This is a genomic window from Streptomyces sp. NBC_00859 (assembly GCF_045161865.1).
GTDB lineage: Bacteria > Actinomycetota > Actinomycetes > Streptomycetales > Streptomycetaceae > Streptomyces.
In genome coordinates, this window is sequence record NZ_CP108826.1 from 2312298 (window position 1) to 2337507 (window position 25210).

A 25210-nucleotide genomic window follows, 5' to 3' on the forward strand; every position below is an offset into this window, starting at 1 on the left:
CAAAACCCGGTGGGCACTGTCAGTGGCGAACCGTAGGCTCCCCCTCGATGCCCGAAACACATGCAACAGACAGACAACTGTCCGCCGTACGTTCGCTGCTGCGGCTCTGGCCGTACGTACGGCCGGTACGAAGACGGCTGGCCGGCGCGGCCTGTGTCGCGGTCGTCGCCTCCTGTCTGAGTCTGGTCATCCCGCTCGTACTGAAGTGGATCGTCGACGGTCCGGTGACCGATCGGGACACCCGCGGAGTCTGCCTGGGCGCGCTGATGCTCTTCGGGCTCGGCGTCGCCGAAGCGGTGCTGTTCGGCCTCCGCCGGTGGATGGTCGCCCGGCCGCTCTCCTGGGTCGAGGCGTCGATGCGGGCCGACCTCTACCGGCACCTGCAGCGGCTGCCGGTCGCCTTCCACGACCGGTGGCCATCGGGCCAGTTGCTCTCGCGCGGCACGACCGATCTGATGATGGTCCGGATGTTCCTGGCCTTTCCGCTGACGTTCCTCCTGGTCAACGGGGTGACGATCGTGGTCGGCTTCGTCATCCTGCTGGTGCAGCAGTGGACGCTGGGGCTGGTGCTGCTGGCTCCCGCGATTCCGCTGATCATCCTCTGCAAGATCTTCGAGGCCAAGTACTCCAAGGTCGCCCGGGTCTCCCAGGACCAGGTCGGCGACCTCACCACGGTCGTCGAGGAGAGCGTGCTCGGCATCCGCATCATCAAGGGCTTCGGACGCCACCGCAGCCAGGCCCAGGCCTTCCGCGAGCTCTCCGGGCGCCTGCGCTCCACCGAGCTGGTCAAGGCGCGGCTCCTCGCGGGCATCTGGGCGGTGATCACGACCATCCCCGAGCTGGCCATCGGTGCGGCCCTGGTGCTCGGCACGGTGCAGGTCGCCGACGGCCATCTCTCCGCGGGCACCCTGGTCGCCTTCCTCTCCACCGCGCTCGCCCTGCGCTGGCCCGTGGAGTCGATCGGCTTCCTCCTGGCGATCAGTCAGGACGCGTCCACCGCGACCCAGCGCTACTTCGAGGTCATCGACGTGGCCCAGGAGGCGGACGCCGCCGGAGAGACCGGGCCCGCGCCCGCCGGGGCCGACGGCGGGCTGCGCTTCGAGGGGGTCGAGTTCCGCTACCCCGACGCCGCGCCGGGCACCCCGCCCGTCCTCAACGGCATCGATCTGCACATCAGACCGGGCGAGACACTGGCCCTGGTGGGCTCCACCGGTTCGGGCAAGACCACCCTCACCGCGCTCGTACCGCGGCTGCACGAGACCACCGGGGGCCGCATCACCCTCGACGGTCAGGACATCACCGCCATGCCCCGCGAGCAGCTGCGCGAACTGGTGTCGGTCGCCTTCGAGGAGCCCACCCTCTTCTCGGCGAGCGTCGGCGACAACGTCCGGATGGGCGACGCGGGCGCGGACGACGAGGCGCTGCTGCGCGCCCTGTCCACCGCCCAGGCCGACTTCGTGCACGAGCTGCCGCACGGCCCGGACACCCAGGTCGGCGAGCAGGGGCTGAGCCTGTCGGGCGGGCAGCGGCAACGTCTCGCGCTGGCCAGGGCCGTCGTCGGGCAGCCGCGCTTCCTGGTGCTCGACGATCCGCTGTCCGCGCTGGACGTGCACACCGAGGCGCTGGTCGAAGCGGCACTGCGCCGGGTACTCGCGGAGACGACCGCGCTCGTCATCGCGCACCGGCCGTCCACCGTGCTGCTCGCCGACCGTGTCGCGCTGCTGTCGGACGGACGTATCGACGCGGTCGGCACCCACCACGAACTCCTGAACAGCAACGCCGAGTACGCCTGGCTGATGTCCGGCGCCGAAGGGGGCGAGACCCGATGAGCACCAGCATCGACGGCCCGCAGGTCGCAGAGCCGGAGCCGGGCGCAGAGCCGGGCGCGGCACCTCTCGCGGAGCCCGCGGCCGCACCCGGCAAGCCGGGCGGCGACCCGTTCGACAAGGACGCCCTGCCCGCTCCGCCCGGCGCGACCGGCGCCCTGCTGCGCTCGCTCATCGCCCCGCACCGCAACCGGGCGCTCGTCTCCGCTCTGCTGATGCTCGTCCAGCAGGCGGCCGTGCAGGCGGGGCCGCTGCTCGTCGCCTACGCCATCGACACCGGTGTGCCCGCGTTCCGCGATCACGACCGCGGCCCGCTCATCGCAGTGGCCGTCGGCTACCTCGCCAGTGCGCTGCTCTCCGGGGGGCTGCAGTACGCGTTCGTACAGGTCTCCGCCCGCCTCAACCAGGGCGCCCTGCTCGACCTGAGGGGCCGGATCTTCCGCCACGCGCAGGCGCTGAGTGTGGACTTCCACGAGCGCTACACGTCGGGCCGGCTGATCTCCCGCTCCACCAGCGATGTCGAGTCGCTGCGCGAACTGCTCAGCGACGGTCTGCAGGAGCTGATCGGTGTCGTCCTCTCCGCCGTCTACATCTGCGCGATGCTGCTGTACCTGGACGCCGGGCTCGGCGCGGTCGCCGTGCTGTCGTTCGTACCGCTGTATCTGCTGGTCCGCGGCTACCGGCGACGGGTCACCGTCGTCTTCAGCCGGCGCTCCACCGCGGTCGCCGCCGTCATCGTGAAGTTCGCGGAGACGATGAACGGCATCCGCCCGGTGCGTGCGTTCCGCAGGGAGCGTGCCAACGACGCGGAGTTCGACCGGCTCAACCACCACCACGAGGTGGCCAACGGCGACTCCATGCTGGAGATGGCCCGCTATGTGACCGGCTCCCGGCTGGTCGCCAACACCGCCGTGGCCTGCATCGTGCTGTGGGGCGCCTACCGGGTCACCCAGGGCGGACTCGAGCTCGGGGTGCTGGCGGCCTCGGTGCTGTATCTGCGCAGGCTGTACGACCCGATCGACCGGCTGGGCATCTTCCTCAACTCCTACCAGGCGGCGGCCGCTTCCCTGGAGAAGATCGCCGGGCTGCTGGCCCAGGAGCCGACCGTGCCGGCTCCCGTCTCCCCGCGCACGCTGCCCGTCCGCGCGTCCGGACACCCCGGCCGCGAGGTGGTCTTCGACGGTGTCCGTTTCGCGTACCGCACCGGAGGCGAGGTGCTGCCGCGTTTCGACCTCACCATCCCGGCGGGCCAGACCGTCGCGGTCGTCGGCTCGACCGGCGCGGGCAAGTCGACGCTCGCCAAGCTCCTCGCCCGTTTCTACGACCCGACGGAGGGGCGGATCCGGCTCGACGGCGTCGTGCTGGGCGACCTGGACGTGCCCGAACTGCGGCGCGGCGTCGTCATGGTGACCCAGGAGGCGTTCCTCTTCTCCGGGACGATCGCTGAGAACATCGCCATCGGCCGTCCGGAAGCGACACCTGACGAGATCGAGCAGGCGGCGAAGGCGATCGGGGCGCACGACTTCATCAGCGCCCTGCCCGATGGATACGGCACGGACGTACGGAAACGGGGCGGCCGGATCTCCGCCGGCCAGCGGCAGTTGGTGGCCTTCGCCCGTGCGCTGCTCGCCGACCCCGCCGTACTGATCCTGGACGAGGCCACCAGCTCGCTGGACATTCCCGGCGAGCGGGCGGTGCAGCAGGCGATGGACACGGTGCTGCACGGCCGCACCGCGGTCGTCATCGCCCACCGGCTCTCCACCGTGGAGATCGCCGACCGGGTGCTGGTGATGGAGGACGGCCGGATCGTCGAGGACGGCACGCCGGACTCCCTCATCGGCGGCAGCGGGCAGTTCGCGGGCCTGCACCGCGCCTGGCGGGAGAGCCTGGTGGGCTGACTAGGGGAACCACACCTCGCCGATGCCGGTTTCGCCCTCCTGGGTGCGGCCGACGACGAACGCCGACTCCAGGCGCTCCTCGTCCGCGTAGACGGAGAGGGCCCCACCGGTGAGCATGTGGAGGAAGCCGTCGTAGTCGAAGAACCCCTCTTCGCCGACGTCGTAGTCCTCGCCCAGCCGGTCGGGGTCGATCCCCGCGGCGGCGAGCGTGGCACGCCGGTCACCGGTGACCTCCAGTTCACCGAAGCCCTCGACCGCCAGGTCCGGCGCACCGGGCACGGCGACAAGGATCTTCAGGTAGGAGGCGCCGAAGTCCCGTTCGCAGACAGCGGCGATCCGGGCAGCCGGATGCCTCCCCTTCTGCGCCCGGAACTCGTCCTCCAGAGCGCCGGACAGCACCCCGTCCTCCACCAGCGCCGGGTCACTGATCTTCACCGTGGAGCCCCACACGGCCGCCCGTACCCCGTCCAGCTCCTCCCGGTCCGCCGGGCTTCCCGGATGCTCCAGAGGGGACGGGGCGTGCTCGCGGCGGATCTCCGAGACGGCTGACAGGGAGAGCACCGCGGCTCTGGCCGCCTCCGGGTCGTGGGCAGTGGCGGGCGGCCGTTCTCCGGGCCTGAGCGGGGCCGCGAAGGGGGGATGGACGACGACCAGATGCGCGTGCCCGCTGTGACGCGGATCGACCTGTGTTCCGGGAGGTACGGGACTCATGGCGCTCAGCGTATGCCGGAGGCATCAGCAGGTCGTAACAACCCTGTGGAGATGGCGAGTTGAAGCTGTCTGCGAACCGTGTACCGCCTGCAGCCGGCACCCGTGTGTGCCTAGTGTGATGCCCGCTCGACGGCGCCGGACCGACCACGGGGGCCCCTGGCGCCACTGGGCTCACCACGCCTGCCGGGCCTCCACGGGGACATCACGTGACCAGATCCATACCCAGCAGACGGTCGCATATGCTGCGGCGTTCGGCCGTCGCGTTCGCCTGCGCCTCAGCCATGGCGCTCACCGGAATTCCCGGACTCCACATGGCGGTCGCCGCGTCGAAGCCGCTGAACCCGGGCCAGCGCTGTGACGAGATGTACGGCCTGCCCAGCGACACGAGCCCGACCGTGAATCTGCCGGACGCCGACGCCTCCCGGGCGACGTCCCATTGGGACAAATACTCCTACGTCAACCCCGCCAAGAAGTGGGACGGCCTCGGACCGCCGTCCGCCGCCAAGGAAGCGGCACTGTCCAAGCTGGCCAAGGCACCCGCGACGCAGCCCGACCGGGTCTGGTGGAGGTGGCTCCAGCAGAAGGACACGTACCCCGACTTCGAGCGCTACCGGGACGCGAAGTTCATCACGTCCTCCGGGAACGACCCGCGTGGCAAGGCCTTCGAACGGAAGGTGATCGGGGATCACGGACTGGTCGGGCCGGACTGGATCTGCCAGAAGGAGGTCGAGTTCAAGGACCCCGACACCGGCAAGACCTACCGGCGTCAGCTCGATGCCTACAACACGCGAACGAAGCAGATCCTGGAGATCAAGTCCAACGGCAGCCCGGACCGGACCCAGATCCCCAAGGACCTCGCCTGGGCGAAGGACCCCGCCTGGAAGGACAGCCAGGTCAAGTACGTGTTCGCCGAGCCCCAGAAGGCCGACGCGAAGAGGTTCCTGGGGAACATGCGCGACATCGCCGGGGACCGGGTCACCGAGTACAACTACCGCTCCCAGCGTGTGGAACTCGCCCCGGAGGGCGGACAGCGCGCCACGAGCGGCCTGGTGCAGCCCCCGGGCGAGTCCGGCACCACCCGCGGCGGTGTCACCGATCTGATCCGTGAGTCGCAGCCCACCGAGAAGGGCATGGAGGAGTACCTGAAACTCAGGAACGCCGCCAACCCGGCCGGTCTGCCACGCGGCCCCGGCGGCGTCGACTTCTCCACCCTCGATCTGAAGTACATCGGCAAGCCGGTCAAGGGCAAGGGGGTCGACTTCGCGTTCGACGCGAAGGAGGACCCCACCGAGAACTCCGGGTGGGGCGGCAAGGCCAAGGCCCAGCTCATCTCGGACTCCTTCTTCACCTGGCTCGCCCTGACCCCCGACAAGTTCTGGGTCAACCTCAACCCGGACGAGCCGGACCGCATCATGGACGCCGAGTTCAGCAGGACCGACGCCGGCCGTGTGCTCCTGGAAGCCGACCTGCGGATGAAGCACGACTTCTACCAGGCCATGGACCCCAAGACCGACCTGGGCAAACGCTATTGGGCCGCTCTGCCCAAGCAGAACGGCTACCCCTGCATGCCCGGCCTGCGCAACTGGATCGAGCCGAAGACCGCGCAGGTCCGCGAGCAGGACGGCGGCATCTACATCCTCGACTCCCCGCTGCGCCTGAAGTCGACCGCGCAGTCCACGATCACCCCCGGCCCCGGCAAGCCGATCTGCACCCCGGACAAGGCCGAGACCGCTGCGGCGCAGCGCGTCATCGACCGGATGATCGTCCCCGCGGTGGAGAAGACCATCAACACCGCCCCCCAGTACGCCGACCTGCGGCGCGTCTACACCGCGCGGGTCGCGGCCGAGTACATCCGCCAGCAGGACGCCAAGGCGCCCGCCGACTACCACAAGATCATCAACAGTGGTGACGTCTCCCGCTGGCCACTGCGCGCCCCCAACCAGAACTGGACCCGCGAAGCCCTGTTCCAGAAGTACCGCTACATCTACACGCACGGCGAGTTCCAGTACACGATCCCCGCGAACGGCACCGTCCGGGTCTACATCGTGGGCGGCGTCGACATGTCCAAGCAGCCCAAGCACAACGTCAGCAAGGCCGCCTTCACCGGCGGACACCGGTATCTGCCCCGGCAGACGCAGACCAGCGTGAAGACCCTCGCCGACAACACCGACATGGCAGGGCACCTCCTCCTCGGCGCGAACACCGCGGGGGACGACACCGGTGGCTCCTCCACACCCACGCCCACTCCGACACCGACACACACGGGCAAGCCCACCCCGGCCCCGACCCACAGCGGCGGCGCCGGGAGTACGCCCGCACCGCCGCCCGCCACGCCCGCGCCCAGCGAGCCGGGCGGGGACCTGGCCCATACGGGCAACGACTCCCCGATCGGCCTGATCGTGGGCATCGCAGCCGTCCTCGCCGTGGCGGGCGGGGCGCTCGTGTGGTGGACACGCCGCCGCAGGACCGCCCGGGGATAGCCTCCCCGGCGGACGGACACCCACGACGGGGCCGGCACGCGCGACCGCGTGCCGGCCCCGGCACCGCGTCCGGCGTGTGCGTCCGGCGTGTGCGTCAGGCGTGTGCGTCAGGCGTGGTTACGAGGGTTCCGTCCCGGCACGGCCCCCGCCGGTCACCACGGGGCGCGAGGAGGGCAGACCCCACTCGCTCCAGGAACCGTCGTACACCGACAGGTCGCGGTATCCGGCCAGTTCGGCGCCCAGGGCCAGTACACAGGCGGTGACACCCGATCCGCAGCTGAAGACCAGCCTCCGCCGCTCCCCGGCGAGTGCGGAGAACGCGGCGCGCAGTTCGGGGGCCGGGGACATGAAGCCGTCGTGCTGGATCTCTCCGAACGGCAGGTTCACGGCTCCGGGCATGTGGCCGCCGCGCAGCCCGGCACGTGGTTCGGGGGCCGCACCGGAGAACCGCTCGCGGGAGCGCGCGTCGAAGACCGCCGCTGCCGGGTCGGCGAGGGCAGCGGCGACCTCGGCGCTGCCGACGACCGGGCCCGTACGGGGCCTGGCGGTGAAGTCGCCGCAGAGGCCGACGGGTCCGGGCCCGCCGCTCTCCACCGGAAGCCCCGCCGCCACCCAGGCGGGCAGCCCGCCGTCCAGCACCGCGGCCCGGTCGAAACCCATCGCCCGGAGCATCCACCAGGCACGCGCGCTGGAGTAGATACCCACCGCGTCGTAGACCACGACCGTGTCGGTGTCGTTGACGCCCAGGGAGCGCAGCTCCTCGGTGAAGCGGTCGGCGCCCGGCATCGTGTGGGGCAGCGGGCCCGCGCCGTCGGAGAGCGCCCCGTCGATGTCGAAGATCCGGGCGCCCGGAATTCCCCTCCGGTCCTCGCGGGGCCGGGGAGAGCCCGGTGCGATGCCCCGGTGCGCGCCGACCGATGCGTCGAGCACCACAAGGCCCGCCCCGCCGAGGCGCGGAGCCAGCCAGTCGGCGCCGACCAGCGGGCCGGGGAGGGTGCCCACCGGTGACTGCGCGCCTCCCGGTATGTTCCGTACGCCCATGCGTTGCCTCCCATGAATCAGGCGGGGCGCCTGCGCCCGGCTCGGACAGCCAGGCTGCCACCTCCGCCGCCGGGGAGCCCGACTCGTACGCGAGGTGACGAGCGGATGGCCGGGAACGAGACACAGTTCGGACTCCCGCTGCGGCCGGCGCCACTTCGCATATCAATTCGCTGGCCGAACACAGGGGCTTCTACTGGTCCCTGCGAGTGTCTTTGTCTGCGGTGCGTCCCGGATGCTGGACGGGATTGCCGCGCACCTCTGCAAAGATTCCGGATAGCGAACACGACCATGTGGTCAACGGACGATTTCCGGCCAACCTTTTGACGCGGTCCTGACACAGGGTCCTCACAGATGTCACTCTCTCCCCGTTCTGCGCACTGCTTGCTCGTCAGAGCGGCCCACCAGGTCGTCCTGTCCACCCATGCAGAAGGAGTCCGCGTGAGACCCACGCACCGTCGTGCCACAGCCACCGGCGCCCTCATCGCCGCTGCGGCACTGCTCGCCGTAGGAGTCCAGGCCGGCACAGCCTCCGCTTCACCCGGGAACACCGCCGCGTCCGCGGCGGTGAGCAGCAAGTCCGCACCGGGCGCCGCCCCCGCCGCTCTCTCGCCCTCCCAGCGGGCCGAGTTGATCCGCGAGGCCAACGCCACCAGGGCGGACACCGCCAGGAGTCTCGGACTCGGGACCCACGAACAGCTCCAGGTCCACGACGTCACCAAGGACCGGGACGGCACCACGCACACGCGGTACGAGCGCACCTACGACGGGCTCCCCGTCCTCGGCGGCGACCTGGTCGTCGACGCGTCGAAGGCAGGCAGGACCGAGGGCGTCACCAAGGCGTCCCGCGCGGAACTGAAGAACGTGAACACGACCGCGGCCGTGGCTCCGGCCGCCGCCGAGAAGTCGGCACTGAAGGCGGCGGCCGCACGCGGCTCGGCGAAGACCTCCGCCGACCGGGCGCCCCGCAAGGTGGTCTGGCTGGCCCAGGGCAAGCCAGTACTCGCGTACGAGACGGTGGTCGGCGGCTTCCAGGACGACGGCACCCCGAGCGAGCTGCACGTCGTCACCGACGCAGCCACCGGCAAGAAGCTCTTCGAGCGCCAGGCCGTCGAGACCGGCGTCGGCAACACCGAGTACAGCGGCAAGGTCACCCTCGGCACGACGAAGTCGGGGTCGACCTACTCCCTGACCGACGCGGCGCGCGGCGGCCACAACACGTACAACCTCAACCACGGGTCGTCCGGCAAGGGCACCCTGTACACCAACACCACGGACACCTGGGGCAACGGCCTCGCCTCCAACTCGGAGACGGCCGCCGCCGACGCCCACTACGGGGCCGCGGAGACCTGGGACTTCTACAAGAACGTCTTCGGCCGCACGGGGATCGCGGGTAACGGTGTCGCCGCCTACTCCCGTGTCCACTACGGCAACGCGTATGTCAACGCCTTCTGGGACGACAGCTGCTTCTGCATGACGTACGGCGACGGCGAGGGCAACGCCGACCCGCTGACCGCCATCGACGTCGCGGGCCACGAGATGTCGCACGGTGTCACCGCGGCCACCGCCGGGCTCGACTACAGCGGCGAATCGGGCGGACTGAACGAGGCCACGTCCGACATCTTCGGTACGTCGGTCGAGTTCTACGCCAACAACGCCACGGACCCCGGTGACTACCTCATCGGCGAGAAGATCAACATCAACGGTGACGGCACTCCGCTGCGCTACATGGACAAGCCCAGCAAGGACGGCGCGTCGGCCGACAACTGGTCGTCCAGCCTCGGCGGACTCGACGTCCACTACTCGTCGGGCCCGGCCAACCACTTCTTCTACCTCCTCAGCGAGGGCAGCGGAAAGAAGACGGTCAACGGCGTCAACTACGACTCGCCCACGTCCGACGGTCTGCCGGTGACCGGCATCGGCCGGGACAAGGCCCAGCTGATCTGGTACAAGGCGCTCACCGAGAAGTTCACGTCGACGACCGACTACGCCGCGGCCCGCACCGGGACGCTGGCGGTCGCGAGTGAGCTGTACGGCGCCACCAGCGCCGAGTACAAGTCGGTGGCCGACGCCTGGGCCGGCATCAACGTGGGCTCCAGGCCCGGTGGCGGCGACCCGGGGACGGGCACCGTCTTCCAGTCCACCACCAAGGTCGCGATCCCGGACGCCGGTTCGGCGATCAACTCGCCGATCGCCGTGACGGGGCTGACGGGCAAGGCCCCGGCCACGCTCAAGGTCGACGTCAACATCAGCCACACCTACCGCGGCGACCTGGTCGTCGACCTGGTCGGCCCCAGCGGGAAGGCGTACCGGCTGAAGAACTCCAGTTCGTCCGACTCGGCGGACAACGTGGTGGCCTCGTACACGGTCAACGCGTCCACCGAGACGGCCAACGGCACCTGGAAGCTCAAGGTCCAGGATGTCGCACGGCAGGACACCGGAACGCTGAACAGCTGGAAACTCACCTTCTGATTTCCAGCCACAAAGCCGCCCGGCCGCACTAATGTTCCACACACGAACACCGCTTCACAGCATGGCTGTTCCAAGGACAGTGCTGCCCGGGGGACCCCAATCTCCCCCGGGCGGCGCCACCACCGCACGTCACCCGCATCTCCCCAACCCCCCACGTACGAAAGGGAAAATCGAGTGACCTCTCACATATCGCGTTCCCAGCGCATCGCCGGTTCCGTCGCTGTAGCGGCGCTGCTCGCCACCGGCCTCACCACGCTCTCCTCCGGATCGGCGGGCGCCGCGCCGACGCCGGCCGCCCCGGGTGCGCGGGCGCTCGCCCTCTCCTCCACCCAGCACGCGGCCCTGCTCCGCACGGCGGCGGCGAAGACCGCGAGCACCGCTGGACAGCTCGGTCTGGGCAGCCAGGAGAAGCTCGTCGTACGGGACGTCATCAAGGACGCCAACGGCACGACGCACACGCGGTACGAGCGCACCTACGCAGGGCTTCCGGTCCTCGGCGGCGACCTCGTCGTCCACACGCCGAAGTCGGGTGCGGCCACAGTCACCAAGGCGACCAAGGCCACCATCAAGGTCGCCGGCACCACCGCCGCACTGAAGCCGGCCGCCGCGCAGCAGAAGGCGCTCAGCGCCGCCAAGACCGCGGGCGCCGACAAGGCTTCGGCCGACAAGGCCCCGCGCAAGGTCATCTGGGCGGCCACCGGCAAGCCCACGCTGGCGTACGAGACCGTCGTCGGCGGGTTCCAGGACGACGGCACCCCCAGCCAGCTGCACGTCGTCACCGACGCCGCCACCGGCAAGAAGCTCTCCCAGTGGCAGGCCGTCGAGACCGGTACCGGCACCAGCGAGTACAGCGGCAAGGTCACCCTGGGCACCACTAAGTCGGGGTCGAACTACACGCTGAACGACGGTGCACGCGGCGGCCACCAGACGTTCAACCTGAACCACGGGACGTCCGGCAAGGGCACCCTGTTCAGCAAGTCCACGGACGACTGGGGCGACGGCACCGCGAAGAACGCGGAGACCGCCGCGGTGGACGCGCACTACGGTGCGGCCGAGACCTGGGACTTCTACAAGGACGTCCTCAAGCGCAACGGCATCGCCGGCGACGGCAAGGCCTCCTACAGCCGGGTCCACTACGGCGACTCCTACGTCAACGCCTTCTGGGACGACAGCTGCTTCTGCATGACGTACGGCGACGGCGAGGGCAACGCCGACCCGCTGACCGCCATCGACGTCGCGGGCCACGAGATGTCGCACGGCCTGACCGCGGCCACCGCGAACCTCGACTACACCGGTGAGTCCGGCGGGCTCAACGAGGCCACGTCCGACATCTTCGGCACCGCCGTGGAGTTCTACGCCAACAACACGTCGGACCCGGGCGACTACCTCATCGGCGAGAAGATCAACATCAACGGTGACGGTTCCCCGCTGCGCTACATGGACAAGCCCAGCAAGGACGGCGGTTCGGCCGACTACTGGTCGTCCAGCCTCGGTGACCTCGACGTCCACTACTCGTCGGGCCCGGCCAACCACTTCTTCTACCTCCTCAGCGAGGGCAGCGGAAAGAAGACGGTCAACGGCGTCGACTACGACTCGCCCACGTCGGACGGCTCCACGGTCACCGGGATCGGCCGGGACAAGGCCATCCAGATCTGGTACAAGGCCCTGACCACGTACATGACCTCGACGACCGACTACGCGGCGGCCCGTACGGCGACGCTCAAGGCGGCGAGTGACCTGTACGGCGCGGACAGCGCCGAGTACAAGGCGGTCGGCTCGGCCTGGACCGGGATCAACGTGAAGTAACGGTCTGCCCACCTGTACCACTGCGAAGGCCCCGTCCCCCACGCCGTACACCGGCGGGTGGACGGGGCCTTCCGCTGCGCGGGCCGCCCCACGCAGCCGCCACGCCACCGCCCTACGCTGTTGCCCGTGAACGGGATACCGCAGGACCACAGCCCGGCAAGGCGTGTGAGGGTGCTGCTCGCCGACGACGAGGCGCTGATCAGGGCGGGCATCCGGGCCGTCATCGGCGCCGACCCCTCCATCGAGGTCGTGGCGGAGGCGGCCGACGGTCACGAGGCGGTCGAACTGGCCCTGAAACACCGGCCGGACGTCGCCCTCCTCGACATCCGGATGCCACGCGTCGACGGGCTGCGGGCAGCCGCTGAGCTGCGGGCGGCAGTGCCGGCCACCGCCCTCGTCATGCTCACCACCTTCTCCGAGGACGAGTACATCGTGCGGGCCCTCGACAGCGGTGTGAGCGGGTTCCTGCTGAAATCCGGCGACCCCCGGGAACTGATCGCCGGTGTCCAGGCCGCCGCCGCGGGTGCGGCTTTCCTCTCCCCCGCCGTGGCCCGGCGCGTCCTCACCCATCTCGGCACCGGGCGGCTCTCCCGTGCGGCGGAGGCCCGCGCCCGGCTCGATCCGCTCACCGACCGGGAACGCCAGGTGGTGGCGCTCGTAGGCTCGGGGCTCTCCAACGCGGAGATCGGGACGGCACTGCACGTCGTCGAGGGCACCGTCAAGGCGCATGTCAGCTCCGTGCTGGGGCGCCTCGAACTCAGGAACCGCGTCCAGCTGGCGATTCTGGCCTACGAGGCCGGGCTGGTCACCGGCACCGGCTGACGGCCCGCCCCGCGTCAACACCGCCGCCGGACGCGCGCGCGGCGGCCCGGCCGGCTCCCTTCACCGCAGCCCCGGCACTGAGCGCAGCTCCCCGATCCGCAGCACCCGGGCGAGCAGCAGGAACAGCAGCAGCATGGTGGCGCCGCCCGCGGCCAGGGCCAGAGCCGCCGCCTTCGTGGGCGAGCCGGGCGGCTCCGGGCAGAGAGCTGCCACCGACCATCCGGCGGCGCCTGCCAGGAGCGCCGCCCCTCCCAGCTTTCCGTACGTGCGGCACACCCGTCCGGCGTCCAGCCGCCCGTCGAGCCTTCGGCGCAACAGCCGTACGGTGCCCAACAGGCCGACCGTACAGGCGACTCCGTAACCGGCCGCCATGCCGGTGACCGCCCACCGCGCGGGCAGCAGCAGTTCACAGCCGGTGGCCAGCGCGATCTGGACCGCGCCGGTCCACAGCGCGGTCAGGAAGGGGGTACGGGTGTCCCCGAAGGCGTAGAAGGCGCGCAGCAGCACGTACTGCGCGGAGAAGGGGATCAGTCCGGGGCCGAACGCCTGGAGCATCTGCCCCAGCGGCCGGGTCGCCGCCGCGCCGACGGCGCCGTGCGCGAAGAGCAGCTGAGCCAGCTGCGGGCCCAGCGCGACGAAGAAGAAGGCCGCGGGAACGATGACGGCTCCACTCGTCCGCAGCACGTGGGAGAGGTCGCTGCGCATGTCGTCCGGGCGGTGCTCGGCGACGGCGCGGCTCATCCGGGGCAGCAGCGCGGTGACCAGGGTGACCGTGACAACGGACTGCGGCAGGGACCAGATGGTCTGTGCGTACGTGTAGGCGGTGAAGCCCACACCGGCCCGGGGCAGGGCCCGGTCGGCCGCCGTGGCGAAGCGGGTCACCACCGTGGCGGCCACCAGGTTGGCCAGGACGAACAACAGCGTCCAGCGGGCCGCTACGGCACTCGCCCGCATACCGGTCCCGCGCCAGTCGAAGCGCGGCCTGAAGCGGAATCCGGTGGCGCGGACGAAGGGCACCAGGGCGAGAGCCTGGGCCGCCAGGGCGACGGTGGTGCCCACGCCCAGCAGCGTGACCTGCGCACGGGTGATGTCGTGCACCCCGCGCGCGGCCGTCATGACACCGGCGTACCAGCTGAACACCGCGATCAGCAGGATGTTGTTGAGTACCGGGGTCCACATCATCGCGCCGAACGCGTTCCGGGCGTTGAGCACTTGACCCAGGACACCGAACAGCCCGTAGAAGAAGATCTGCGGCAGCAGGAACCGGGCGAAGACCACGGTCAGCTCGAAGGCCTCGTGGTTGCCGGGCGTATCGCTCTGGTACACGCCGATGATCTGCGGGGCGGCCCACACGGCGAGCAGGGTGCCGGCCCCGAGTACGGACATCGTGAGTGTGACGAGACGCTGTTCGAAGGCGCGTCCACCGTCGGGCTGCTCGATCCGGGCGCGGACCAGCTGCGGCACGAGGACGGAGTTCAGCGCCCCTCCTATCAGCAGGAAGTACAGGCTCGCCGGGACAACGTTGGCCTGGTTGTACGTGGTCGCCAGGAGCCCCGTGCCGAGCGCGCCGGCCTGCAGCACCTGCCGGATCAGGCCGGTGGCACGGGAGGTCACGGTCCCGGCCGCCATCAGTACCTGGGGAAGCAGCAGCGCGCGCCGGGCCCTGCCCGGCTTCCGGGTGGCGGCATGCCGGCCCCGGGGAGCCCTCCCGCCCGGCCGCGCCCCCGGCACGGACTCCGTCCCCTCCACGCTGTCTCCCCGCTGTCTCTGTTCGTTTCTCGTCCGCGCCGCAGTCACCTTCGGGGCCGGCCCGGACCGACGCTAGATGGCGCGTCCGGCCGGTTCTTGGGGCGAAGGGCAACCGCCGGCCCCGACTTTCGTCGGGGGCCATGGGGCGGCCGCATCCGGCAAGCTGGTCGCATGCGGAAAGAGCGGATCACCGGCCTGGCACTCTGGGCGCTGGTCTGCGCGCCCGTGGCCCTGAGCGCCGTGCTGGACGGCGGGGGCGCGTGGTGGCGGCCGGTGGCAGGCGTCGTGGTTCTCGGCGCGGCCGCGGCCCTGTCGCGCGCCAGACCGCTCACCGCGCTGCTGCTCGCGGTGGCGCTCGCCCTGACGGTCACGCCCCGGCTGTGGAGCCCGGAGTACGCGGCGGCCCTGGTCGTCTTCGGCTATCTGGCCGGGCGGCGGACCGCGCTCGCCAGGCCCGCGCTGCATCTGTTCGCCGGGACGGCCGCGGGGGGACTGCTGATCCTGCAGGCCGCGCACCGGGACTTGTGGACCTGGCTCGTCCAGTTGTCCACGCTGGCCTTCGCGGTGATGGTCCCGTGGCTGCTCGGACGGTACGTGCGCCAGTACGCGCAACTCGTCGACACCGGCTGGCTGCTCGCGGGCAGGCTGGAGCGCGAACAGCGCGTCACCGCCGACCGGGCGCGGTTGCTGGAGCGCTCCAGGATCGCGGGTGACATGCACGATTCGCTGGGCCACGATCTGTCGCTGATCGCTCTGCGGGCGGCGGCTCTTGAGGTGGATCCGTCGCTGAGCGGGAAGCAGCAGCGCGACGCCGGTGAGCTGCGGGCCGCGGCGGGCGACGCCACCGACAGGCTGCGCGACATCATCGGTGTCCTGCGGGAGAACGACGGGGCGGCGCCCGCCTCACCGCCCGGCGAGACCGTGGCGGAACAGGTCGGCCGGGCCCGTGAGTCGGGGATGGATGTGGAGCTGAGTGGCGAGGGCCCGGCGGACGGCCTGGCCCCGATGACGGGACGCGCCGTGCACAGGACCGTCCAGGAGTCGCTCACCAACGCGGCCAGACACGCGCCGGGCGCGCCGGTGACGGTCCGCCTCGTACGGTCCGGCGCGGAACTGACGGTCACCGTCACCAGCGCGGCGCTGCCGCCGGCGCGCGGCGGGCCGGCCCCCGACGTGGATCTGCCCGGCGGCGCGGGCGGCGGTACGGGGCTGGTCGGCCTCGACGAACGAGTCCGTCTCGCCGGCGGGGTACTGCGTCACGGGCCGCTGCCCGGAGGCGGCTTCGAGGTGTCCGCGACCCTGCCCCGAACGCCGGGCCCGCCCACCGCCATCGCGCCCGAACACCTGTCCTCGGCGGATGAGTTGGCCTGGGAGCGTAAGCAGGTGCGGCGGCGTCTGAAGCAGGCGGTCTGGGTCCCGCTCGCCGCGACCGCCGCGATCGGGCTGCTGATCGGCGCCGTAGCTCTGCTGACCCGCTACGAGTCGGTCCTCGGCCGCGCGCGATACGACCTGATCCGGGTCGGCGACAGCGCGGCTTCGGTGGGTGACCGGCTCCCCGGTCACACCATGGGCGGCGCACCGGGAGGTGCGCCGCCCGCGCCGGCGGGCCAGGAGTGCCGTTACTACCGCGCCGGGCCGTTCAGCGGGCTGCCCGCGTACCGGCTCTGCTTCAGTGGTGGCGCCCTGACGTCCAAGGCGGTGCTCCGCTGACAGCGGGCCGGCTCCGGCCCAGGGTCTGTCGTCAGAGTGCCGTCGCACCGCAGAGGGCAGTTCGACGGCAGACCCTACTAGGCCGGATTGTCCCCGTGGGTCAGCGTCTCCCAGGCGACGAACAGGTTGTCCGTCCCCGCGGGGCGCTGCTTCTCGGTCAGGGCCTGGGTGTTGGTCATGGCGATGCCGAGACGGTTGTGCAGGGCGTTGTAGCCGACCTCGGTGACCGGTCCGAGGCTGTCCTTCAGGGAGCCGCCGCACAGGTTGGACGGCACGGCCGCGCCCATCATGTACTTGGACTGGAGACCCAGTGCCTGACGGAGCCGCTCCTGGATCTCGGGGTAGAGGTCCTGTCCCTGGATGCGGCTGGTCTCGGCTATGTGGGAGATCGCCGAGAGCCCGTAGCCGGTGTGCGTCAGGTCGCGGCAGGTCTCCTGAGTGAGCCCGTCCATGAAAGTGGACTGGCCCTGCCAGTACTTGACGATCGCGTCGCGTCCGCTGAGACCGCTGCCGGGTGCGACCTTCGGCAGGGCGCCGTCCGAGCTGAGGTAGATGTACGCGGGCACCCGGCCGCGGAACGTGGCGACCGCCTTGTCGTAGGAGGTGCGGTCCTCCAGGAAGACGGAGATGCCGATGGCGGCCTCCGTCATCGACAGTTCCCAGTTGCCGTTGGACTGGGAGCCGTTGATGACCTCGGGCAGATAGACGTCACGCAGCATGGTGGCGAACCGGTCTGCGTTGGGCCAGCCGGTGTAGGTGTACTTGATGATCTCGGCGGCGCGCGGCCAGACCGATCCGGCCCAGCCGGTCTGGAGGGGGGCGTTGCTGTTGGTGTGCTCCTTGATCACGCCCGACCAGGCGTCCATCAGCTCGATGGACTTCTTGGCGTACCGGTCGTCGCGGGTGATGTACCAGGCGAGCGCGTCGGTGTACGCGGCGATGGCGTCCTCACGCTCGTCCGTACAACCGTTGTTGGGGTCGGAGTAGGAACCGCACTCGACGTTGGCACGCGGTGCGGGGGTGCGCGAGAGCGAGGCGTATTTGCTCGCCATCATCTGCGCGTCGGCGCTCTTCCAGGGCTCGGTACCCGCCTGGACCTTGCCCCGGACGAAGTCGAGCTGCGGGCGGCTGACGAGGACGCCGGGGTGGGCGAACGCGGCGGGAGCCGCCGCCGCTGCCGGTGCGGCGGCGGTGGCGGGCGCCTTGGCCGCCATGGCCTGGGGCATCAGCGCCAGGCCGAGGAGGCCGGTCAGCGCCGCGGTGACGCCGGTCGACCAGAGTCTGATGTGGCGGGGGGATCGCTGCGAGGTGGTTCCGGTGCGCATGTGGGGGTGCCTTCCGGTAGGAAATCCTCCCGGAGTTCATACACATGAACAATTATTGTGTTGATGAACTCCAGTGTGCGTGTGGAACCTAAAGGCATTCCATGAGCACGTCAAGAGTTGCGTTCAGGAAGCGAAAAGGCCCGGCGCCGATACGACGCCGGGCCTCCCTGATCCTGTGTCACCTCAGGAGTACGCCCGCGCCCTCCCCCGTCGCGGCGGTCGGCGCCGCCACGAGCCCCAGCTCAGCGCCGCTCGCCAGCAGGTGGTGCGCGGGCAGGATCCGGACCGTGTAGCCGTACGCGCCCGTGCGGTCAAGCGCGAGCGGGCCCTCGTACAGCAGCCGTCCGTCCAGGTCGGGGCCGCCCGCCGGTTTCAGCGCGACGGTCCGCGCGTCCGCGATCCGGTCCTGCGCGTCGACCCGGCCCGACACCGCCTGCACCTCCACGTCGTCGGGCCGCAGCGCACCCAGTGCGACCTGCACCCGCAGCAGCAGGGTGGAGCCCAGCTCCGCGGTACCGTCGGCCGTGGTCGCGGCTGACGCCTCCACATGGTCGACATGGACGTCCGGCCAGGCGGCGCGCACCCGCGCCTTCCAGCCGGCCAGCTCCCCGGCCGCGTCGGGCCCGAGCGCCCGGTGGGCGAGAGCGGCCGGCGCGTAGAGCCGCTCGACGTACTCCCGCACCATCCGCCCCGCCAGGACCTTCGGCCCCAGCGTGGCCAGCGTGGAGCGGACCATCCCGACCCAGCGTTCGGGCAGCCCCTCGGCCGTACGGTCGTAGAAGCGCGGTGCGACCCGGTCCTCGATCAGCGAGTACAGCGCCGCCGACTCCAGCTCGTCACGCCGGTCCTCGTCCATCCCCGAGCCGTCCGCGGTGGGGATGGCCCAGCCGAAGTCGGGCTCGAACCACTCGTCCCACCAGCCGTCGAGCACCGAGAGGTTGAGACAGCCGTTGAGGGCGGCCTTCATCCCGGACGTACCGCACGCCTCCAGCGGGCGCAGCGGGTTGTTCAGCCAGACGTCGCAGCCTGGGTAGAGCCGCTCGGCCATCGCCATGCCGTAGTCCGGCAGGAAGACGATCCGGTGGCGCACCCGCGGGTCGTCCGAGAAGCGCACCAGCTCCTGCACCAGCCGCTTCCCGCCGTCGTCCGCCGGATGCGCCTTGCCCGCGACCACGATCTGGATGGGCCTGGTCGGGTGGAGCAGCAGCTCGGTCAGCCGGTCGCGGTCGCGCAGCATCAGTGTGAGGCGCTTGTACGAGGGGACGCGCCGGGCGAAGCCGATGGTGAGCACCGACGGGTCGAGCACCCCGTCGATCCAGCCCAGTTCGGCCTCGGACGCGCCGCGTCCGCGCCAGGAGGCGCGCAGCCGGGTCCGCACCTCCCCGACCAGTTGTTCGCGCAGGGTCCTGCGCATCTCCCAGATCTCCGCGTCCGGGATGCCGGCCACGGCGTCCCAGCGGTCGGATCCGCCCACCGACAGGGCGTGTTCGGTGCGTTCGGCGCCGATCCGGCCGACGGCGGTACGGGTGATCGCGGGCGCCACCCAGGTCGGGGCGTGCACTCCGTTGGTGATCGAGGTGATCGGCACCTCCTCGGGGTCGAATCCCGGCCAGAGTCCGGCGAACATCTCCCGGCTGACAGCGCCGTGCAGGGTGGAGACGCCGTTGGCGCGCTGGGCGAGACGCAGGCCCATCACCGCCATGTTGAAGAGGCGGGGCTCACCGCCGGGGTAGGTCTCGGTGCCCAGCTGGAGCACGCGTCCGGCGTCGATGCCCGGCAGTTCGCCGTCGTCCCCGAAGTGGCGGGCGACCAGGTCGCGGTCGAAACGGTCGATCCCGGCGGGGACGGGTGTGTGCGTGGTGAAGACCGTTCCGGCGCGTACGGACTCCAGGCCCGCGTCGAAGTCCATTCCCTCACCGGCGAGTTCGCGGATGCGTTCCAGGCCGAGGAACCCGGCGTGGCCCTCGTTCGTGTGGAACACCTCGGGGCCGGGGTGCCCGGTGATCCGGCAGTAGGAACGCAGCGCCCGTACCCCGCCGATGCCGAGCAGCATCTCCTGGAGGAGCCGGTGCTCGCTGCCTCCGCCGTAGAGCCGGTCGGTGACACCGCGCTCCCCCGGCTCGTTCTCCTCGACGTCGGAGTCGAGCATCAGCAGCGGGACGCGGCCGACCTGCGCCTGCCAGATGTGCGCGTGGAGGGAGCGCCCTCCGGGCAGGGTGAGAGCCACCTTGCTGGGTGACCCGTCCGCCTCGCGCAGCAGCGTGACCGGCAGCTCGTCGGGGTCGAGGACGGGGTAGTGCTCCTGCTGCCAGCCGTCGCGGGAGAGGGACTGCCTGAAGTACCCGTGCCGGTAGAGCAGCCCGACTCCGATGAGCGGGACTCCGAGGTCGCTGGCGGCCTTCAGGTGGTCTCCGGCGAGGATGCCGAGGCCGCCGGAGTACTGCGGGAGCGCCGCGGTGACACCGAACTCGGGTGAGAAGTAACCGACGGCGGCGGGCAGTCCGGCGGGCTGCTCCTGGTACCAGCGCGGTCCGTGCAGATAGGTGTCGAGGTCGGCGGCGGCTTCGGCCAGGCTGCGCAGGAAGCCGGCGTCGGCGGCCAGCTCGGCGAGCCGGGCGGCGGACACCGCCCCGAGCAGCGCGACGGGGTCGCCCCCGGCGTGCAGGAGCCCGCCGGGGTCGACGGCTCGGAAGAGGTCCTTGGTCCCGGCGTGCCAGGACCAGCGGAGATTGCGGGCGAGCTCGCCCAGGGGGCGCAGCGGCTCGGGGAGGACGGGGCGGACGGTGAATCGACGAATGGCCTTCACGTGTTCCACCTTCGCAGGGGAGATGCGCATCCAGGGGACGCACAGCGGTGTGCGTCCGCACTTCACCCCGAAGGTATCCGTCACCGCCCTCCGCAACCACGGCGCGAGGGCCCGGTGGCGCGCGCCGGTCCGGCCCCCGGCGCCGGGCGCGCCCGCGCGCGTCCCGGCGGTCGGTATGGCCGGTTCTCCCCCCTCGCGTGGGCTTGTGGCACTTCGCGACACGGGTGAGGCTGCTCTGTAACACCTGCGGCGGAAGGGAGCGTGCCCCGATGGAACGACCCGTCACCTGCCGGGCGCGGACGGGCCCATGAGGTCCGGCCCGCTCCCTGCTCGCACGGCGCACGACCGGCGTGCGCCGTGCGCCGTGCACGCCTCCCGCGGCGCACTCCGGCTGGTCCTCCCGGCCGCCCCGGTGGACGGCCGGCTCTGCCAACGGTGTGAATCCACGGCCGCCCTCACGTCCGGTCACGGCGCGTCGGCGACGCGCGGCCCGCCCGGTCCTTGCCTTGCACATTACGCACGAGTACTTAACTCAGGAGCCGGATTGCCCACCCAAGGTGCGGGGGAAGGCTTCCCCGGTACCTGCCTGAGCGCACCCCCTCCACCACCAACTGAGTGAACGCGGACAGGAGCGGTCATGCCCGCAGCCCGCCAGCCATCGTCGGACAAGCCCACCGGGGGGAGTTCTCCGCAGTCCCCGGGACCGCGGAAGCCCCCACGGCGGAAATCCCCGAAATCACCGAGGCGGCCGACCTCGGGTCAGCCGATCGGCCGTATCCCGGTGCTCGATGTCCGGCCGCACGTCGACGGCGGGCGCAGGCCCGCCAAGGCGGTGGCCGGTGAGACCTTCCAGGTCACGGCGACAGTCTTCCGCGAGGGCCATGACGCGGTCGCGGCCAACGTCGTCCTGCGCGGCCCGCGCGGCCGGACGGCACCCTGGGCGCCGATGCGGGAGCTGGCGCCGGGCACCGACCGCTGGGGCGCCGACGTCACCCCGGACCGCGAGGGGCGGTGGACGTACACGGTCGAGGCGTGGAGCGACCCCGTCACCACCTGGCTGCACACCGCCCGTATCAAGATCCCGGCAGGCATCGACACGGAGCTGGTGCTCGCCGACGGCGCCGAGTTGTATACGCGTGCGGCCGCGGGAGTACCGAAGAGCAAGGGGCGCGCGGCAGTGCTCGCGGTGGCCCGGGGGCTGGGCGACGCCTCCGCCCCCGCCGGGCAGCGCCTCGCCGCCGCACTCGCACCGGAAGCGGTGGCGGCGCTCGCCCGGTACCCGCTGCGCGAACTGGTCAGCGCTTCGGAGCCGCTGCCGCTGCGGGTGGAGCGCGAGCGGGCGCTCCAGGGCTCCTGGTACGAACTGTTCCCGCGCTCCGAGGGGGCTGTGGTCGAGGAGGGGAAGCCGCACGTCAGCGGCACCTTCAGGACAGCGGCGAAGCGTCTTTCGGCGGTGGCGGCCATGGGGTTCGACGTGGTCTATCTGCCGCCGATCCACCCCATCGGCACCACCCACCGCAAGGGTCCCAACAACGCGCTGGCCGCCGGGCCCGACGACGTGGGGGTCCCGTGGGCCATCGGCTCGCCGGCCGGCGGCCACGACGCCGTCCATCCCGACCTCGGCACCCTGGAGGACTTCGACGACTTCGTCGGTCGCGCCGGGGAGCTGGGGCTGGAGATCGCACTGGACTTCGCGCTCCAGTGCTCCCCGGACCACCCGTGGGTGACACAGCACCCCGAGTGGTTCCACCACCGGGCCGACGGCACCATCGCGTACGCGGAGAACCCGCCGAAGAAGTACCAGGACATCTACCCGATCGCCTTCGACCGCGACATGGCCGGCCTGGTCACCGAGACGGTCCGCATCCTGCGCTTCTGGATGGAGCACGGCGTACGGATCTTCCGGGTGGACAATCCGCACACCAAGCCGGTGGTCTTCTGGGAACGGGTCATCGCGAAGGTCAACGGACGCGACCCTGATGTGATCTTCCTGGCCGAGGCGTTCACCAGGCCCGCGATGATGCACACCCTGGGCGCCGTCGGGTTCCAGCAGTCGTACACGTACTTCACCTGGCGGACGGGCAAGCAGGAGCTGACCGACTACGTCACCGAGCTGGCCGGCGAGTCCGCGGCGGCCATGCGGCCCAACTTCTTCGTGAACACCCCGGACATCCTGCACGGCTACCTCCAGCACGGTGGCCGTCCGGCCTTCGAGGTGCGTGCGGTGCTCGCGGCGACGATGGCGCCGTCGTGGGGGGTGTACGCCGGATACGAGCTGTGCGAGAACACCACGGCACGGGCGGGCAGCGAGGACTACCTGGACTCGGAGAAGTACCAGCTGCGGCCCCGCGACTGGGAGTCCGCGGACCGGGAGGGTCGGACCATCGCCCCGCTGATCACCACGCTGAACGAGCTGCGCCGCCGCCATCCGGCACTGCGTCAGCTGCGTTCGGTGCACTTCCACCACACCGACAACGACTCGGTGATCGCGTACTCGAAGACGGCCGCCGCACCGGCTTCCACGGCGGCCGGGGACGCGTCCGGATCGAACACGGTTCTGATTGTCGTCAACCTTGACCCGCACCACACCCAGGAGGCCACGGTCTCGTTGGACATGCCGGATCTCGGCCTCGAATGGCACGAGTCCGTCCCGGTGCGCGACGAGCTCACCGGCGAGACCTACCACTGGGGCAGGGCCAACTATGTGCGTCTGGAGCCGGGCAGTACGCCCGCGCACATCCTGGTGCTGCGACCGTCCCCGCCGATCGGAGGGTCACCCACATCATGATTGTCAATGAGCCTGTCCACGACAAATTCGAGGACACTCCCACCAAGGACCGTGACCCCGACTGGTTCAAGCGCGCCGTCTTCTACGAGGTCCTGGTCAGGTCGTTCCAGGACAGCAACGGGGACGGCGTCGGCGACCTCAAGGGCATCACCGCGAAGCTGGACTACCTCCAGTGGCTCGGCGTCGACTGCCTCTGGCTGCCGCCGTTCTTCAAGTCGCCCCTGCGGGACGGTGGTTACGACGTCGCGGACTACACGTCCGTGCTGCCGGAGTTCGGCGACCTCGCCGACTTCGTCGAGTTCGTCGACGCCACCCACCAACGCGGCATGCGCGTGATCATCGACTTCGTGATGAACCACACGAGCGATCAGCACGAGTGGTTCCAGGAGTCGCGCAAGGACCCGGACGGCCCGTACGGCGACTACTACATCTGGGCCGACGACGACAAGCAGTTCGCGGACGCCCGGATCATCTTCGTCGACACGGAGACGTCCAACTGGACCTTCGACCCGGTGCGCAAGCAGTACTACTGGCACCGGTTCTTCTCCCATCAGCCGGATCTCAACTACGAGAACCCGGTGGTGCAGGAGGAGATCATCTCGGCGCTGCGCTTCTGGCTCGATCTGGGCATCGACGGATTCCGGCTCGACGCGGTCCCGTACCTCTACCAGGTCGAGGGCACCAACTGCGAGAACCTGCCGCAGACCCACGCGTTCATGAAGCGGGTACGCGCCGAGATCGACGCGAGCTACCCGGACACGGTGCTGCTCGCCGAGGCCAACCAGTGGCCCGAGGACGTTGTCGACTATTTCGGCGACTTCAAAAAGGGCGGCGACGAGTGCCACATGGCATTCCACTTCCCGGTGATGCCGCGCATCTTCATGGCCGTGCGGCGGGAGTCCCGCTACCCCGTGTCGGAGATCCTCGCCAAGACCCCGGCCATTCCGAAGAACGCCCAGTGGGGCATCTTCCTGCGCAACCACGACGAGCTGACGCTCGAGATGGTCACGGACGAAGAGCGCGACTACATGTACTCGGAGTACGCCAAGGATCCCCGGATGCGGGCCAACATCGGCATCCGCCGGCGGCTCGCGCCCCTGCTGGACAACGACCGCAACCAGATCGAGCTGTTCACCGCGCTGCTGCTCTCGCTGCCCGGCTCCCCGATCCTCTACTACGGGGACGAGATCGGGATGGGCGACAACATCTGGCTCGGCGACCGGGACGCCGTCCGCACGCCGATGCAGTGGACCCCCGACCGGAACGCGGGCTTCTCGTCCAGCGACCCCGGACGGCTCTTCCTGCCGACCATCATGGACCCGGTCTACGGCTACCAGGTGACGAACGTCGAGGCCTCCATGGCCTCGCCCGCCTCGCTGCTGCACTGGACCCGGCGGATGATCGAGATCCGTAAGCAGAACCCGGCCTTCGGCCTCGGCTCATACACCGAACTCCCGTCGTCCAACCCGGCCGTCCTCGCCTTCCTCCGCGAGTACAAGGACGACCTGGTGCTGTGCGTACACAACTTCTCGCGGTTCGCGCAGCCGACGGAGCTGGATCTGGGCACCTTCACCGGACGCCATCCGGTGGAGCTGATCGGCGGAGTGCGCTTCCCTCCGATCGGTGATCTGCCGTACCTGCTGACCCTCGCGGGGCACGGCTTCTACTGGTTCCGCTTGCGGAAGGACGCCGCCACCTTGTGACGGCGGCCCGGGGCGGGGCGGTTTCCGCCGCCCCGCCCCGGGCACTCTTTCCACCAGCACCCGGCCCACAGGGCCG

Annotated in this window: 12 protein-coding genes and 1 pseudogene; 8 read left to right on the top strand and 5 right to left on the bottom strand. The window is 70.7% G+C overall.

Translation table 11 applies throughout. From position 1 onward, the window contains the following. Window positions 1–47 precede the first annotated feature (47 nt). A pseudogene (locus OG584_RS09590) lies at window positions 48–3724 on the top strand (ABC transporter ATP-binding protein). Here OG584_RS09590 and OG584_RS09595 read toward each other — a convergent pair. Beyond that, complete coding sequence (locus OG584_RS09595; RefSeq protein WP_405776984.1) at window positions 3725–4435, bottom strand: DUF6333 family protein; 711 nt, start codon at window positions 4433–4435, stop codon at window positions 3725–3727. 239 nt (window positions 4436–4674) lie between these two features. Between OG584_RS09595 and OG584_RS09600 the strand changes: the two genes are divergently transcribed. Next, the gene (locus OG584_RS09600) at window positions 4675–6915 is read left to right on the top strand and encodes a hypothetical protein (RefSeq protein ID WP_405776986.1); all 2241 of its coding nucleotides are present in this window, start codon (window positions 4675–4677) and stop codon (window positions 6913–6915) included. A gap of 117 nt (window positions 6916–7032) precedes the next feature. Here the strand turns inward: OG584_RS09600 and OG584_RS09605 are convergent, their stop codons facing one another. Then, window positions 7033–7956: a sulfurtransferase gene (locus tag OG584_RS09605; protein ID WP_405776988.1), complete on the bottom strand. Its 924-nt coding sequence runs from the start codon at window positions 7954–7956 to the stop codon at window positions 7033–7035. Window positions 7957–8394: 438 nt separating this feature from the next. Here OG584_RS09605 and OG584_RS09610 point away from each other — a divergent pair, with 438 nt between their 5' ends. The 3 genes from OG584_RS09610 (at window position 8395) to OG584_RS09620 (ending at window position 13053) form a co-directional block, all read left to right on the top strand. Continuing rightward, window positions 8395–10425, top strand: coding sequence for a M4 family metallopeptidase (locus tag OG584_RS09610; RefSeq protein ID WP_405776990.1), 2031 nt, complete (start codon window positions 8395–8397; stop codon window positions 10423–10425). 174 nt (window positions 10426–10599) lie between these two features. After that, a complete protein-coding gene (locus OG584_RS09615) occupies window positions 10600–12231 on the top strand; it encodes a M4 family metallopeptidase (RefSeq protein ID WP_405776992.1) in 1632 nt (543 codons plus the stop codon). 126 nt (window positions 12232–12357) lie between these two features. Continuing rightward, the gene (locus tag OG584_RS09620; RefSeq protein ID WP_405776994.1) at window positions 12358–13053 is read left to right on the top strand and encodes a response regulator; all 696 of its coding nucleotides are present in this window, start codon (window positions 12358–12360) and stop codon (window positions 13051–13053) included. 60 nt (window positions 13054–13113) lie between these two features. On the opposite strand, the gene murJ is transcribed toward OG584_RS09620, so the two are convergent. Continuing rightward, window positions 13114–14682, bottom strand: coding sequence for a murein biosynthesis integral membrane protein MurJ (gene murJ / locus OG584_RS09625; RefSeq protein WP_405783963.1), 1569 nt, complete (start codon window positions 14680–14682; stop codon window positions 13114–13116). A 291-nt stretch (window positions 14683–14973) separates the two neighbouring features. Here murJ and OG584_RS09630 point away from each other — a divergent pair, with 291 nt between their 5' ends. Beyond that, window positions 14974–16512: a sensor histidine kinase gene (locus tag OG584_RS09630; RefSeq protein WP_405776996.1), complete on the top strand. Its 1539-nt coding sequence runs from the start codon at window positions 14974–14976 to the stop codon at window positions 16510–16512. 77 nt (window positions 16513–16589) lie between these two features. Here OG584_RS09630 and OG584_RS09635 read toward each other — a convergent pair whose 3' ends face one another. Both OG584_RS09635 and glgP read right to left on the bottom strand, forming a co-directional pair. Then, on the bottom strand, window positions 16590–17837 hold the full coding sequence (locus OG584_RS09635) for an alginate lyase family protein (RefSeq protein ID WP_405776998.1): 1248 nt from the start codon (window positions 17835–17837) through the stop codon (window positions 16590–16592). A gap of 178 nt (window positions 17838–18015) precedes the next feature. Further along, window positions 18016–20643: an alpha-glucan family phosphorylase gene (glgP, locus tag OG584_RS09640; protein WP_405777000.1), complete on the bottom strand. Its 2628-nt coding sequence runs from the start codon at window positions 20641–20643 to the stop codon at window positions 18016–18018. Window positions 20644–21280: 637 nt separating this feature from the next. Between glgP and OG584_RS09645 the strand changes: the two genes are divergently transcribed. Next, window positions 21281–23431 (top strand): alpha-1,4-glucan--maltose-1-phosphate maltosyltransferase, encoded by a 2151-nt coding sequence (locus OG584_RS09645; protein ID WP_405777002.1) that lies wholly within the window; start codon window positions 21281–21283, stop codon window positions 23429–23431. Beyond that, complete coding sequence (treS, locus tag OG584_RS09650; protein ID WP_405777004.1) at window positions 23428–25134, top strand: maltose alpha-D-glucosyltransferase; 1707 nt, start codon at window positions 23428–23430, stop codon at window positions 25132–25134. The genes OG584_RS09645 and treS overlap by 4 nt, the downstream gene beginning before the upstream one ends. The last annotated feature ends 76 nt before the right edge of the window (window positions 25135–25210 follow it).